Consider the following 14,515-nt stretch of genomic DNA (forward strand, 5'->3'; position numbering starts at 1 on the left):
CGGTACGCTTTACTTACTCGCTAATGGCATAAGCTTTTTTTTTATTAATTTTCAGCCACATAAAAATGGCGCGATTATCGCTTAAGAACAATCACCACTATCGAGGAGATATCAAATGTTGCAATCAAACTCATTCACAAAAACCAAACTTGCGGTACTTATCTTTTTTATTTCAACTGCACTGTCTGCTTGTGCCACCATGAAAGGATTCGGCGAAGACGTTGAAGCAGCCGGTGAAGCGGTGCAAGAAGCTGCAGAAAAATAATAAAAGCGCTGCTCCATGCTCCTGGAGCAGCACACCATTCATTTAGCTTGCTCTAACCACTCTTCCGCGAGGGAAAAAAGCTTTCCAATTGAGCGGTCCGCGACACAACGAGGTATATTAAACCTCTTAATATGCTGATTAATAATCGCTGCAGATGCAGTTTGATTGAGAATTAGAATACCCAAACAGCCGAACTCGAATAGTTGTACAAACTTTTTCTCAAGCGCAATTAAAGCATCTGGGGTTAGGCCAGCATTTTCATCCGGTATACACATCAAAACCCAAGATTGCCCTTCCTTGACCTCTGCCAGAATTTCGTTTTCGCACTGTTCTACTTCCTGTTTAGTGAAAAGTCGACTTGGTACATCGAAAACAATATTGTCATGGCTGAAAACCTTAACTTTGCCTTTCCAACTCACCATCATCGTGCCCTCATTGTTACCTTATTTTTGCCAAGGAAATTACGCAAAACGCTCTTCTTAATTAGCTGAGCTACTATTCGACGCTTGATACTGACTGACTATATTCGCTAATTTTTCGCCGCCTTTGGCGCCAAAATCCAGTGTCCTGATTGGGAATGGGATCAAGATATCGTGTTCTTTGAGCACATTATTTATAGTCACGATAGCGAGATGGCGAGCGTTCATGTAGCTCTCATCACCGGGATATTCAAGCCAAAACCACACGACGAGGTTTATACTACTTGCTCCAAATTCAGTAGCATAAACCGCTGTTTCGTCCTGTTTAATCACAAAATCCAGTTGATTAATTGCCGTGGTGATCACTTCAGCCGCCGTCTCAATATCATCGGCATAAGAAATACCCACAGGAATTTCGAGACGACGAATACCGCGCTTGGAGTAATTGGTAAGTATGTTGCGGAATAAAATCTTATTCGGAACGATTTCAACTTGGCCAAAGAAGGTTTCAACCAAGGTATTGCGCAGATTGATGGCTCGGACTTTACCGAATACTCCGTCTGCTTCAATGACATCATCGATCTGGAATGGCTTGCGGATCCCCATGGCAATCCCTGCAATTAGGTTTTCAGTCATGTCCTGAAAGGCAAAACCAATAGCCAAACCAACAATCCCAGCCCCAGCTAACAATGACGTAACAGTGCCGGTTAAACCGACAAACTCTAACGCAATGAACAATCCAACAATGATCACTGCAACCTTGACGACCGCGGTGAACAGGTCGGCGATTTGACGCGATTCGATACTTCGTCGCAACAGTTGTTGCACAATTCGCCCGATAAGCCGCGATAGCAAACCAAAAACAATGGCGATAACAATTGCGACAGCGATATTGGGTAAGTGCTTGATCCCAAGCTCTGCCCAAGTCTGAAGTTTTTCTTGGATGAGTAACCAAAATCTATCGAATGCAGTGATATCCATTATTATTACTCCTGGGCAGCTAGCAATTGGGCAGCGTTACACAGTGCCTCATAGCGCTGTGCTATATCGTTTGTATCCGCAACATGCATAGACTTCGTTTGAACGTGCTGAAACAAATGCTCGCCTTGTTGGAACACAATCGCCTTTTGCTGCTGATTACTGCATTGACGAGCTACGGTGGTCAGGACTTCGAGCATTGCAATAATCACGCAGGGGTGATCGACACACGCTTGTCGGATTTGGTCACAGGCGCTACGTACAATACCCTCGAAATCAATCACTTTGCGCTGCACGCGTACCACATCATCGGTATCTTTCACATTAGTGTGGGGAAATTCACAGTGACTTAACAAGCTCATTGCACTGCCTAAACGGTGTAAACAGGTGATTGCCGTCTGTGGATCATTGATACCTGGCGAGAGCGCGCGCAGAGCTAGCTCGACCATTTGCATAATCGCAAATTCAGGATCTTGCAACGGGGTTCGGGTGCGACCGATCAAAATATTGCGATGTAACTGATGCGCAATGTCACAGCGCACTTCACTGCGGACTGCGCCAATCAGCTCTCCTTTGACCACGTATGCACCAGGCTTAACATTCAATTCAAGGCCAGCATCAGCTTGCCGCAATGTAGAAACTAACGCTTCGATTTGAATGATCTGGATATAACCATCACGTTCGGCCCTTAATTCTTGACAATGAGAGCATGCAGCCCAATCAACATCATGAGAAACTTGCACTGTTGGCTGGCTAAGATACGGAAACATATTATGTAGATCACACGCCAAGTTGTGCCAGCATTGCTCAATAACGTTATCAGCCTGAATTGATGTGGCAACATGGTGGATTAAAAATACCAGGGTAAATACTGAGATAATTGCTAACATTAATGCTACACCGATGCCGAGGCCCGGAACAAAAGGGGTCTGGTCTCCCGAATTCACAAAACGAATGAGTGCTAAGCAGTAGGCAAACGTCGCCAGAAAGATGCCTAACGAGAGTTTAGTTTTCTGGTTCTGCATGAACGTGCGCAGTAGACGTGGCCCAAATTGTGATGAAGCCAATGTTAGTGTTACGACAATCATTGAAAAGGCAATACTAGTAACAGTAATAATCGCACTGGCGATAGTGGCTAAGACGGTACGGGCACCTTCCGGCTCAATCTCATACAAAACGCTTAATAGACCATCAGCTTGGGTTGGCAAAAGCCTATCTAGCCAGTGAGTCAGTGCGAGTAAAACGAATGCGAGTGACAGACAAATTAGAGGGATAAACCAAAAACTGGTGGAAACAGCATCAAACCCTTTCGCCAATTTTGGCCGCCAATAACTTAGCATATATTCCTCCGTGTCTAGCCAATCAGGTTAGTCGCTATTCGTTTGCGACTCCTGATGACTTGGATTTTTGGGATTTAAAGCGAATCCCTAGTTTGCTTTGCATATCTCAGACGCTGTTTTCAACACCATCGAACCATCGGTATGTTCGATAAGATAGGCCGGATAATTCTTGTCTGCATCCCGCGTAACCTCGGTACCGTTGAGCTTTTTAGTGACCCGCTCGGTATACTTGCGGCGAATATATCCTTCGCCGCAACCGTTTCCCCAAGGCCATTTCACTTTAGTATTAATTGCATAATGGCACATCGGTTTAAGCCCTTATTGGCTCCATCTCTGCACGATACTCTTCAGCAAGCGCTTCTTTCTCTGATTCGTCTAGAACACGACCCGCTTTTTGGAAAAACTCTTGTTCTTCTTCGTTCAAATGGTGCTCGACTTTATCTTTTAGCTGCTTAAATGTTTTCAACCACACTGGGCTACTCATATCAGTGTCATCAAGTGCTTCGATTAATTCGTCGATTTCATGATGTTCGGCGATGCCGTGTCGTGATTCTTCGATCGTTTTGTCGTCATCCATCAAGGGCTTATAGAAATACCGCTCTTCAGCCATCTCATGTTGCTTCAATTCTTTTTTTAACACGTCAAAGTAGTCTTTACGTGCTTCCGTTGCGCCGCTAGTTTGGACTAAGATTTTCATCAATAAGCGCTGACGTTCATGATCCTGGCGAATAGCTTCAAAAATTTGCATAAGTACCTCCTAGTTCAAAGATACTTCTTACTAAGCCATATTCGTGCCAGCCAAAAAACAAACGTATACCATTGATTTTTATGTGATTATTTCCACTCTAAAAATCACGAATCAAACACAACATGTAGTTTTTACAGGCTTTACAGAGTATTTTGCTCAGTAGCCCTGTGCAACAATTGCATCGGCGAGACGACGAAATCCAGCCACATTTGCACCGCGCACATAATCGATTGTCTTGTCGTTTAGGCTTGAAGGCATGCCATCACTCATGCACTGCTTATGAATATGCATCATCACCTCTTTGAGCTTGCCCTCCAATTGGCTAAAAGGTAATTGATGAAACTGCGCATTTTGCCCCATTTCAAACCCCGACATAGCAACGCCACCAGCATTAGAGGCTTTACCTGGCGCGTACAAAACCTGTGAGCTGCGTACAAGCTCCTCAGCATCTGCAGTTAATGGCATATTTGCCCCTTCAACCAAATACCTGAGTCCATTGTCAATGAGTTGCTCGATGTCTTGCTTGTTGACTTCATTTTGAGTAGCACAGGGCAACGCCACATCGCATTCAAATTGCCATGGCTTCTGCTTTTCTATCCACTTACCTACCCCCGAACTAGCTATTTGCTCAAGTGGGTTTTCACCTGCGCTGTTATCTAGCAGTGTCTGAATATTGCTAGCATTCAAGCCTTGTGCCACAAATAACGTCCCCTTACTGTTCGATAAGGTCCTAACGCACGCCCCACTGGCTATGGCTTTTTGCGCAGCAAACAATGCGACGTTGCCCGCCCCAGACACATTCACCTTCATATTCGCGAGCTTCTGATCTTGTTCTGCCAACATGCACTCGAGAAAAAACACCACACCATATCCGGTCGCCTCCAGACGAACATGGCTGCCACCAAAGGCCAAATCTTTGCCTGTGATAGTGCCAACAAATTCATTAGATAGGCGTCGATATTGGCCAAACAAGTACCCGATCTCACGTTGCCCCACGTTAATATCACCAGCGGGGACGTCAGTTTGGGGCCCAACGTGGCGATAAAGTTCGCTCATGAAAGCTTTACAAAAACGCATAATTTCCGCATCACTTCGCCCCTTAGGATTAAAATCACTCCCCCCCTTGGCGCCACCAAGCGATAAACCTGTCAGAGCATTCTTAAAACACTGCTCAAACGCCAAAAATTTCAAAATTGACTCATTCACTGAAGGGTGAAAGCGAAGTCCACCTTTATAGGGGCCCAATACATTGGATTGTTGCACGCGCCAGCCACGATTTATTTGTACGTTACCATTGTCATCCTCCCAAATGACTTTAAACGCGATAAGCCGGTCAGGCACCGCAAGTTGATATAATACGCGATGCGCCTTGTATTCCTCGTGAGCGTTAACAATTGGCACAACATCAGTCGCTATATCCGTGACTGCTTGGATAAACTCTGGTTGATGTGGGTTATGTTGCTCAGTATGCTCGATAAATGCATCAAAGTAAGACTGCTGTGCCATGTTTATTCCTTATTTTTTGATGTAGATGCGGCGCGCGTTGAGTCGCAGATTATGCTGAGTGAGTGTGGTTCACACTCTATTACTAAACGGTTATCCTGATAAACCTCGCCATCAAGCACGTAATCAATCGGTTGTTCAGCCTCAATCAAAACTTTTTTACTTTGATGAAATTCAATTGCATCACTAAATTGCCCATCGAGTAAGCCACTCACCGTTAGTTTCATTAGGGAATCTAAATCTGCGGTCAGCGTTGACGGATGTTTAAACCAGTTCACATCAAGTACCCCATCAACCACATTCGGGTTACCGCCGCCCTGTGCTAAAACTGTTGACGGTGGCGCTGCGTTGGCAATGATAAGGCTTTTGGAGAGGATCTTTCGTGGCGCACCATCGTCCAGCGCTATCGAGAGTGCGATGGGAGTTGCGTCTAGCATCGCACTTGCGAAATATTGTAAATATGCGCCTTGCCCTTTTTCGTCTTTTTCTGCTCGATCGGCTTGCTTGATCATGCTCGCTTCGACACCGATACCGCACACTAATAAAAAGCGACGCTGATTACATTTTCCAGTATCAATACGCTGGGTTTTACCATCCAAAATAGCCTCACACGCGCGAGCCACCGGTGCCACCTTACTCGACGAACCCAGCAGCACCATACTCAGTGCGTTTGCCGTACCAAGCGGAATTATGCCCATCGTTTGTTTGCTTCCCGCCAGCACATCTGCCACCTCGGCTAGCGTACCGTCGCCACCACAAGCAATAATCAGGTCAAAATTTTTAGCTAGCGCCGTCTCAGCTAATTGTTTCGCCGAGCAATCTTCACGCGTTTCATAGACCGTTAATTCATACTGCTCTGACAATCGATCCTTTATTTCGTCCTGTGCTTCTGGCCACTTACCACCGCCGGAGACTGGGTTAGCGATAATTGCAGCCTGCTGAGTCAGCTTCAGCCGACCAGCGCGCCGGACTTTTTCCAATGCCTTTTTTTGATTTTTATTTAGTCGCGCCGTACTGCGGGTTGACTGGATCTGCTGCATCGCGTCTTCCAATGTCAAAGCAGGATCTTGGCTTAGCATATAGGCCGCCGTAACAAATACGGAGCGCCCTCGTCCCAAGGCGCAGTGCACAACAACCTTCCCTTTGGTTTTGACTTCAGTATTGATCCAGTTGATCGCCTGTAATAATTGATCATCGTTAGGTGCGAGGTGGTCTAAAACCGGAATGTTTAAGTACCTTAGCTTCGCGTTCTCAGAGCTCCAGTCCAAACCATCAAATTCGGCAGTTACATCTAGAATGGCAGTAATTCCCTCATTTTTTAAGGTACCAATATCAGAAGGAAACAAGCGACAGGCAAGATAGACGTTATCGGTGATCTGCTGCAACGCCGGTACTTTGTCGCGCTTTCTTGCGACACTGTTGTATAAATTTGCACCCAATAAAAAGGGATAAAAAAGCCATCTTGTAACTAACGGAATTTGCCCATTTTCGCGCTTTCTGAAAATACTGGGGATGGCGAAAATATAGGCGAACGTAACGACACTTAGCGATACACCGCACCACAATAAAGGCACGGCAACGTAAAGGTTGTCCACTCGGTACGCTGCCCATAAAAAGACCGCACTGAGCAGCGCATAGTATTTGATCATTTTCATATTGTGCCTTGACTCCGGTTATGCTCGCTAAAATTGGTGACTGAGCAATCCATCGGCGAACTCTTAACGTAACGAATGACTCCATAGATATACGAGAATAAAGTTATAAACGTGCAGATAAATCGCCACACGGGAAAATTATTAATCAATGCCATCGGCTTCCAAGCCCTCTGGTTTTTGTGCGTACTCGGACAAGACTCGCTTATTTTGATACCCCTCGGAATACTGATTACACACATCAGTTTGAGTACAAACCGTAAACAGGAACTACTCATGATTGGCACTACCCTGCTCGTCGGGTCGATCTGTGATTCACTTTTGACGTATTGGGGAGTATTCAATTTTGCTAAAGATAACCTCATGTTAGGCATTATCCCTCTGTGGTTGGTAATACTGTGGGCAGGTTTTGGAGCTACCCTCAAGCACAGCTTAAATTACCTTTTTAAACATCTGCACCTGTTTCCACTGTTTTGTGCTGCCATTGCTCCGTTGAGCTATATAGCTGGAGAGCGGCTGGGAGCAGTATCGTTGCCGCTCCCTACGCTTCAAAGTTATGCAATACTCGCTGCTGCATGGGGCGTTGTCGCTCTGATTCTGCAATGGTTTGACCGACATCTTCCAGTACTAAATGATTGAGCGGGGTCCGCTATCTTTGATCACCGATACGACGTGTGCGCGGTCCACTTTATCAGTCAGGTGAACCACCACTGACCATTGCTTTTTACTGGCTGCGGCACGCAATTGTTCATTCATAACATCGTGATTGGGGCGCAAAGAAAATAATGCAGATACGAAAAGTCCAATAAACAGGCCTGGACTGATTAAGGCGATAAAAGTAAAGAGCGGGTTTTGCTGAGTAAAGGCAGGGCCATAGGCGATTAATAGCAGTGCTACCAACATTCCCATCAGTAGACCAGCCGAGCCCCACATTAGATGTTGCGCCAGCATATTCTGACCAATTGGTTTACTCTTACCTTCTACCTTACGACTAAATTGTTGATCATTAGGCGCGACAACGTGAACCTGCTCGCCGTCCAAGGCGGTGTTGTTAGTCACTTGGCGAGCCGCTGATTTCGCCTGGCTTCGTTCCGAAAATATGGCACCGACGCGCGGGTCCACAGAATGCATATTGATTGTAGACATAATGAATACCTCTTATTTGCTCACTTTCAAAACTGCAAGAGGCATACCGACTTTAGCTCTGGGCCCTACCCCTAGAATAAGTAACAAACTATTGATTTTATTGAGCTTATGAAATGGTGGGTCACTAACTAAATCTTCCTTAGCGGATCGCTATTGCAGAAATTACAGGCTACTCTGAGTTTTTTACTGACACCAATCAATGCGTATTACCCGAATAACAGGTGCTCAGTAAACCTAAACCCTGTGTTGTTTGAACAATAAACTATAGGCTTGTACTACTTGCAAAAAGAAAACCCCACATTGGCTATTCCAATAATGGGGTCTGGTCATGGGTTGATGTGCTTGGGCACGCATGTTTATGTTAGCAGTCCGTGTCTTCTGCCTTCACGCCTTCTTTAACATTTTCACAAGCATCTTCCACAGCATTCCCTGCGTCAGTGATCACTTCATCAATTTTCTCACCCGTTTCTTCAGCCGTATCGTCTCCACAGGCGCTTAAAAAAAATGTGAATGTAGCAACGGTAGCGATCTTAAATAGTGTTTTAGTTTTCATGTAATGTTCCTTTCAACTCTGTTAATTAAAAATGTTAATGGATTAAATGACGACTCAGCTACGCTGTGGGCGGTTTCCCCTTGATAGCGCGAACGAAAAGCGAAAGCACTAGCAAAAAGATAAATAAATAAAACAGGAACTGTGCGATGCCTGTCGCTGCACCTGCGATCCCACCAAAACCAAAAATGGCTGCAATGATTGCAATGACAAAAAAAGCAATTGCCCAACCTAACATGATGTTCTCCCTTTGCGATTTAGAATGACAATTAATCGTGCTTGTAATATGCCAAAATTTAAGTTGTTGTTAATTAGGGATTTATTTTAATTCAAAGGAAGCGTAAGCGCTGCGTCAAATAAAACTTACGCACGGGTGTGAACTTATTACAAAACGTTGGTCTGGGCTTTAGGTTAACCAAAAGATTCCAATAAAGCCGCTAAATCTAATTTGCTTACCGGCTTTAACAAAGCAGCATGCAGACCAGCCGTTGACTTTTCTTCAGCTGAGATTTCATACCCACTGATGAGTACGGTAAGTATCGACTCACGTTGTTTTGACAACTCAGTCGCAAACGCTAAACCATCGCCATCGGGTAGTTGACGATCAATCAAACACGCGTTATAGGTCTGATTTTGCCGCAGTTTTTGGTGCGCTTCGCTGATGCTAGCAGCAACATCAACCTGCGCTCCCATAGAATGCAACAAGATAGACATTAAGGCGGCAGCATCTTCATCATCCTCCAACAGCAAAATGTGCAGTGCAGATGAGTAAGTCGTCGGTAGACTTGGCAGAAATTCAACAAGCGTCTGAGCCATTGCGTTTGCGTCGATGGGTTTAGATACTACTGCACTAAATCCCTGTGCTAATAGCTCATCAGCGAGACTTTTGTGATTCGCTGCTGTTAACGCGATAACTGGACGCCTATCGTGTGCTGCACGGATCTCTCGAGTTGCCTCAATGCCATCCATCACAGGCATGTGAATGTCCATCATTACAGCATCTATAGGATCAGCCTCTTGCGTATTTTGCAGTGCGTGCAAAGCTGCAACCCCATTCTCAGCAAAACTGACTTTGGCCCCCATTTTTTGCAGTAAATGACCCGTTAGTCTGCGAATTTCAGGCATATCATCTACGACCAAGATGTGCCCCTCGATGTTTTGATAATTGGCTTGGGTCAGGGTTTGTTCGCTGCTTTTTAAAGCGAAATCAGTTACGCTGGTTCCATCAGGTAAATGAATAGGAACCATGAACGTAAAGGTACTCCCCTGCTCAACCTCAGAGTGCACTACAATATCTCCACCAAATCGGTGAACTATTTCCTGACAAATAGCCAGACCCAATCCTGCGCCTCCGCGCTCAGCCCTGATCACGTCATCAATCTGTTCAAAAGGCTTAAATATATTTGCCAGTTCTGATTGAACCATACCCACGCCGGTGTCGATGACGCTAAAAGCCAGTTGCGCATCCGCCTCTCGTTTATTGCAATCACGAAATTCTATCGACAGACGAATGCTTCCTTTATCGGTATATTTGATTGCGTTACTGATGAGGTTTATCAGTACCTGCCGCAATCTTACCTCATCAATCTCGATCTCCTGCGGAATCTTGCTGCTCGATTCGAAGATTAGTTGTAAGCCTTTATCATGCGCGGCGATCCGCATGAGGGAATAAAGATCTGTGAGAAAGCCATTAAAATTGATCTTACTCGGATTTAACTCAAACTTATTGGCGATAATCTTGGACATATCCAACAAATCATTAAGTAAACTCAGCAGGTGCTTCCCATTGTTTTTAATTACTTGCAGTTCATCTTTGACCGCAACCCCTCGTTCCTCGCTCAATAGAATATCCGTATATCCGAGAATAGACGTAAGTGGCGTCCGGAGTTCGTGCCCTAGATGGGCAAGAAAACGGTCTTTTGCCCGATTTTCAAGTTCTATCTTGGTGCGCTGCAAACGCGCATTTTCAACCTCTTTTCGCGCCAACGCATAGCGTAGAGCGCGTAAAAATCGATTAGAACCAATTTCTTGCTTGGCAAGATAATCGGTTGCTCCAGCCAACATCACATTCTCATCAATGCTAGGATCGGTTTGCCCTGATAGTACGACCACAGGTAAGTCAATATTGCGCTGTTGAAAATACGCTAAAACATCAAGCGCAGTCTCTCCCCCAAGCAGATAATCGCACAGGCATAAATCGAATACTTCAGCGTGCAGAAAATGACGCATTGATGCTGCGCTGTCAGCCCAAACGACATCAAAGGTCAAGCGCTCAACGTCGCGCAAATAATCTTGCGTTAGCAGATAATCATCTTCATCATCTTCAACTAACAGAATGCGAATAGCAGCCAATTATTTTTCCTAAGGCAATTCAACAATTTCGACCCAATAGCGGCCGAGACCACGCATCACCTCGACTAAGCCTTCAAAGTCGACAGGTTTGGAAATATAAGACGCAGCCCCTAAATCATAACCACGTAATTTATCTTCCTCTTCTTTTGACGTTGTTAATATCACCACTGGAATATTGCGTAACTCAGGATCTTGCTTAATTTCTTGCAAAGCCTCGCGCCCATCCATTCTCGGCATATTTAAGTCCAAGAGGATAAGCCCTGGACGTGGCGCAGCTTCAAGGTCGGTGTACTTACCTTGATGCCGCAGGAAATCTAGTAACTCAACGCCATCTTCAACACAGTAAAAATCATTGAGAACACGGCTTTCTTTGAGTGCATCGACGGCCAACATGCGATCATCTTCGTCGTCATCGGCCATCAAGATTGTAATACTTTTCTTATTCACTTAAATACTCTCCCTCGTCTTGAATACGTTCACTGTCAAATGGCTGATTCTGCGCAGCTAGGGTGATAATAAATTTAGCCCCGCGATTTGGCTCACTCAGTGCTCGAATCTGTCCATTGTGACGCTCGACGATACGTCGGCAAACAGCCAAGCCAATTCCCGTTCCGGCGTAACTTGAACGCGAATGCAAGCGTTGAAATGGGGTAAATATTTTATCTTCGTAGTCTTGATCAAAACCAATACCGTTGTCTTCAATGTAAATATCGAAATAGGTCAGGCTGGGATCTAAATCGCGCTCTGTCAATTCACTTTCCTTAACCTGACTAGCATACACATTGACAACTGGTTGTTGTTCCGGTGGCTGAAACTTCAGCGCATTTGAGACAATATTGAGAAACAATTGAGTGAGCTGTGAGCCGTCTGCTTCTATCGTAGGCAACTCGCCCAAATTGATGATTGCCGATTTTTCTTCAATCGCGACCTCTAAGTCAGAGGTCACTTGGGCCATAACCGCATTTAGATCAATGTCAGAAAATGGTTTACCGCGGGTCGACACGCGCGAAAACTCCAATAAATCACTGATCAATTGTGACATGCGGGCTGCAGCACTTAGCATGCGCGCTAGAAAGTCTTTGCCGCGCTCATCAAGCGCCTCCGCGTAGCCACTCTCTAAGCGATCACCAAACGCGCGTATTTTGCGCAGCGGCTCTTGCAAATCATGAGATGCTACAAAGGCAAAGTCTTCCAATTCGCGATTGCTTCGAGCAATTTCGTCAGAATACAGTTGCAGCGCTTCTGTCCTCGTTGCGACCTTATCTTCCAATTCGTTATTCTGTTGCTCTAATTGTTGTTGATACCGTTGCGCCTCTCGATTTGACCAATAGATAAGGCTAAACACTAAAAGCAATAAAATCGATGTGGTAATCGTTGAGATCACAAATGTAACTTTGGCACTTTTAGTAATTTGGCGAAGTTGTTGACGGTGCTGTTGCTGCAACGCCATTTCTTCTTTATTTATCTCGTTAAATAAAGCTTTGATTTGTCTATAGGTCGCAACCATCTCTGCGCCTGTTGCCGAATCTCTTTTGTTCAACTCTCCCTGTTTTGCTAACTCCACACGATTGACCGTTGTATTAAGCTTTTCTCTGGACAAACGTAACAACGCCTCTATTCGTTGCTGCTGTGGCTGCGCAGCAGAGCTTAAGGTAGCGACACTATTTAACTGTGCTGACATGTTATCCAGAGAACTGCGGTAATCGGCCAAATATTGCTCGTCTTGCGTTAAAAGGTAACCGCGTTGACCAGACTCGACCGTTAAAATAGCCACATGTAAATTGTTCAATTCATCGACAATGCGATCGGTGTTGGCAATCTTGGTCTCAGTTTCTGTCAGTTCATCGATGGTGTTTAACACCAAGAAAGAATTGGTCGTCAATACTATAACAACCATTAGACTAATAATGCCCCAACCATAGACCGTGCGAAAAAGCGCATATAATTTAGCCATTGCTAGATAACCGAGTTGCGATTAAGCGGCTTATCTCGCTCAAACAAGCGCTGGAGTCCTTACTTCCAGAGATAATGTTATCAAGCGCGACCAACGCCTTATCACGAGGGATTTCGTCATTTAAGGCCATTTTAATTAACTCCGCTTGCATTGCGAGCCGGTTTAAGGGCTTTCTGGCATCGTGGATCAGGGCGTCAAGCTGTGCTTGGATTGTATCTTCCACTACTTCCTCACTCCTTTTGCTGGCTTATTGGGGCTCGATATCACCATAGCTATGCAGTCGGTTATACAGCGTTTTCGTGCTTATACCGAGCATCTGTGCTGCAAGGGTTTTATTTCCATCAACCTTCTCCAGCGTGGCATAAATTAATTGTTTTTCCACTTCTTCAATGGTCTTTCCAGCGACTACGGCAAGATTATCTTGCTCTACATTGCGGGCAAAAGGTGATTCTATGCGTTGCGGTAACTGAATTTTGCTAGATTCAGGATCACTCATGATCACTGCTCGGTGAATAAAATGACGCAGTTCTCTAACATTGCCTGGCCAATCATATGCTTGCAAAAACGCAAACTGCTCTACGGTCCAGGCAAATTCAGTATCGTTCTCTGCATTCATTTGCTCTATGAACGCTTCAGCCAATAAAGGAATATCCTCTTTTCGCTCACGCAACGGGGGAATCGATATGGGGAAAACTGCCAAGCGAAAGTAAATATCTTCGCGCATGACTTTGCTACTCGCAATACTATTAACATCACGATTGGTAGCACTGATGACTCGACAATTAACCGGTAATTCTTTCGTTCCGCCAAGGCGCACAACAGTCTGATTCTCGAGTACTCGCAGTAAACTCGGCTGCATATCAATGGGCATCTCAGTGATTTCGTCTAAAAACAAAGTGCCATCCTGGGCTTGTTCAAAAACGCCTGTTTTCTTATTCACTGCACCGGTAAACGCCCCTTTTTCATGCCCAAATAATTCACTGCCGAGTAACTCCTTTGACAATGCGCCGCAGTTAGTCGCAACATACTCACCTTGGCAACCCGACGCTAAATGGATCGCCCTTGCGACAACCTCTTTACCAACACCACTCTCGCCCATTAACATAACATTCGCCGGTGTTTGGCTAACGCGTTCAATCATCAGATACAGTTCATGCATTACATCTGACTCACCAATCAGCCCCCCCATATGGCGCGTTACCTTAGAGCGCTGTTTCGGCGCAGATTTTACGACAGACTTGCCAGAAAGTACCCGTTCAATTTCTTCACGGTTTATCGGCTTAATCAAGTAATCCACGTTTGGGCCGGCTAGTTCGTTCACCACTTGTTTTACTGATGGGTGACCGGTTATTAAGGTAATTTTAGGTGAGTAACTTAAATTGCTAATATCATCAATTAAGTGAACGCCACTCCCATCGGGCAGCATAAAGTCGAGCAATACATGATCGATACGTTCCTGCTGCAACCACTGTCTTGCGTCGGCCAGATTGCTTGCCGTCAGTACTTCAAAACCGAGAAATTCAATGATGGTGGTAACGACGTCAGTAAACTCAGTATCATCATCAACGAGTAGTACAGTGAGCATAAAATCCTTGTAATTTGATACTT

General features: G+C 45.1%; 17 protein-coding genes. 2 read left to right on the top strand and 15 right to left on the bottom strand.

Translation table 11 applies throughout. The features are described 5' to 3' along the window. Positions 1-115: 115 nt before the first annotated feature. The gene (locus CSH92_RS04535) at positions 116-265 is read left to right on the top strand and encodes an entericidin A/B family lipoprotein (RefSeq protein ID WP_100656431.1); all 150 of its coding nucleotides are present in this window, start codon (positions 116-118) and stop codon (positions 263-265) included. A 38-nt stretch (positions 266-303) separates the two neighbouring features. On the opposite strand, the gene CSH92_RS04540 is transcribed toward CSH92_RS04535, so the two are convergent. The 7 genes from CSH92_RS04540 to CSH92_RS04570 form a co-directional block, all read right to left on the bottom strand. Next, the gene (locus tag CSH92_RS04540; RefSeq protein WP_100656432.1) at positions 304-690 is read right to left on the bottom strand and encodes a hypothetical protein; all 387 of its coding nucleotides are present in this window, start codon (positions 688-690) and stop codon (positions 304-306) included. A gap of 54 nt (positions 691-744) precedes the next feature. Next, positions 745-1,665: a mechanosensitive ion channel family protein gene (locus CSH92_RS04545; protein WP_100656433.1), complete on the bottom strand. Its 921-nt coding sequence runs from the start codon at positions 1,663-1,665 to the stop codon at positions 745-747. Positions 1,666-1,670: 5 nt separating this feature from the next. After that, on the bottom strand, positions 1,671-3,002 hold the full coding sequence (locus CSH92_RS04550; RefSeq protein ID WP_100656434.1) for a DUF2254 domain-containing protein: 1,332 nt from the start codon (positions 3,000-3,002) through the stop codon (positions 1,671-1,673). Positions 3,003-3,089: 87 nt separating this feature from the next. After that, a complete protein-coding gene (locus CSH92_RS04555) occupies positions 3,090-3,308 on the bottom strand; it encodes an HVA1 family protein (protein WP_100656435.1) in 219 nt (72 codons plus the stop codon). A 4-nt stretch (positions 3,309-3,312) separates the two neighbouring features. After that, positions 3,313-3,750, bottom strand: a complete 438-nt coding sequence (locus CSH92_RS04560; protein WP_100656436.1) for a hemerythrin domain-containing protein — start codon at positions 3,748-3,750, stop codon at positions 3,313-3,315. A 156-nt stretch (positions 3,751-3,906) separates the two neighbouring features. Further along, positions 3,907-5,256 carry an NADP-specific glutamate dehydrogenase gene (gdhA, locus tag CSH92_RS04565; protein ID WP_100656437.1) on the bottom strand — a complete coding sequence of 450 codons (1,350 nt, stop codon included), beginning with the start codon at positions 5,254-5,256 and terminating at the stop codon, positions 3,907-3,909. A 2-nt stretch (positions 5,257-5,258) separates the two neighbouring features. Then, positions 5,259-6,908 (bottom strand): diacylglycerol kinase family protein, encoded by a 1,650-nt coding sequence (locus tag CSH92_RS04570; RefSeq protein ID WP_100656438.1) that lies wholly within the window; start codon positions 6,906-6,908, stop codon positions 5,259-5,261. 111 nt (positions 6,909-7,019) lie between these two features. On the opposite strand from CSH92_RS04570, the gene CSH92_RS04575 reads away from it, so the two are divergent. After that, positions 7,020-7,544 carry a DUF2878 domain-containing protein gene (locus tag CSH92_RS04575; protein WP_164084652.1) on the top strand — a complete coding sequence of 175 codons (525 nt, stop codon included), beginning with the start codon at positions 7,020-7,022 and terminating at the stop codon, positions 7,542-7,544. On the opposite strand, the gene CSH92_RS04580 is transcribed toward CSH92_RS04575, so the two are convergent. The 8 genes from CSH92_RS04580 to CSH92_RS04615 all read right to left on the bottom strand — a co-directional run bounded on the left by CSH92_RS04580 (position 7,533) and on the right by CSH92_RS04615 (position 14,492). Further along, the gene (locus CSH92_RS04580) at positions 7,533-8,051 is read right to left on the bottom strand and encodes a hypothetical protein (protein ID WP_100656440.1); all 519 of its coding nucleotides are present in this window, start codon (positions 8,049-8,051) and stop codon (positions 7,533-7,535) included. The two genes, CSH92_RS04575 and CSH92_RS04580, sit on opposite strands and share 12 nt — an antisense overlap. 361 nt (positions 8,052-8,412) lie before the next feature. Next, positions 8,413-8,604: a hypothetical protein gene (locus tag CSH92_RS04585; protein ID WP_100656441.1), complete on the bottom strand. Its 192-nt coding sequence runs from the start codon at positions 8,602-8,604 to the stop codon at positions 8,413-8,415. 58 nt (positions 8,605-8,662) lie between these two features. Then, positions 8,663-8,839 carry a DUF1328 domain-containing protein gene (locus CSH92_RS04590; protein WP_100656442.1) on the bottom strand — a complete coding sequence of 59 codons (177 nt, stop codon included), beginning with the start codon at positions 8,837-8,839 and terminating at the stop codon, positions 8,663-8,665. A 173-nt stretch (positions 8,840-9,012) separates the two neighbouring features. Continuing rightward, positions 9,013-10,953, bottom strand: a complete 1,941-nt coding sequence (locus CSH92_RS04595; RefSeq protein WP_100656443.1) for a response regulator — start codon at positions 10,951-10,953, stop codon at positions 9,013-9,015. Between the two features lie 9 nt (positions 10,954-10,962). Continuing rightward, positions 10,963-11,373 (bottom strand): response regulator, encoded by a 411-nt coding sequence (locus tag CSH92_RS04600; protein WP_100656720.1) that lies wholly within the window; start codon positions 11,371-11,373, stop codon positions 10,963-10,965. Positions 11,374-11,392: 19 nt separating this feature from the next. Beyond that, on the bottom strand, positions 11,393-12,907 hold the full coding sequence (locus tag CSH92_RS04605; RefSeq protein WP_100656444.1) for a sensor histidine kinase: 1,515 nt from the start codon (positions 12,905-12,907) through the stop codon (positions 11,393-11,395). Continuing rightward, positions 12,900-13,130, bottom strand: coding sequence for a hypothetical protein (locus CSH92_RS04610; RefSeq protein ID WP_100656445.1), 231 nt, complete (start codon positions 13,128-13,130; stop codon positions 12,900-12,902). Before CSH92_RS04610 ends, CSH92_RS04605 begins: the two co-directional genes overlap by 8 nt. Before the next feature lie 24 nt (positions 13,131-13,154). Then, positions 13,155-14,492, bottom strand: a complete 1,338-nt coding sequence (locus tag CSH92_RS04615; RefSeq protein ID WP_100656446.1) for a sigma-54-dependent transcriptional regulator — start codon at positions 14,490-14,492, stop codon at positions 13,155-13,157. Between the last annotated feature and the right edge of the window lie 23 nt (positions 14,493-14,515).

Source organism: Neoalteromonas flava, assembly GCF_002807685.1.
Lineage (GTDB): Bacteria > Pseudomonadota > Gammaproteobacteria > Enterobacterales > Alteromonadaceae > Alteromonas_E > Alteromonas_E flava.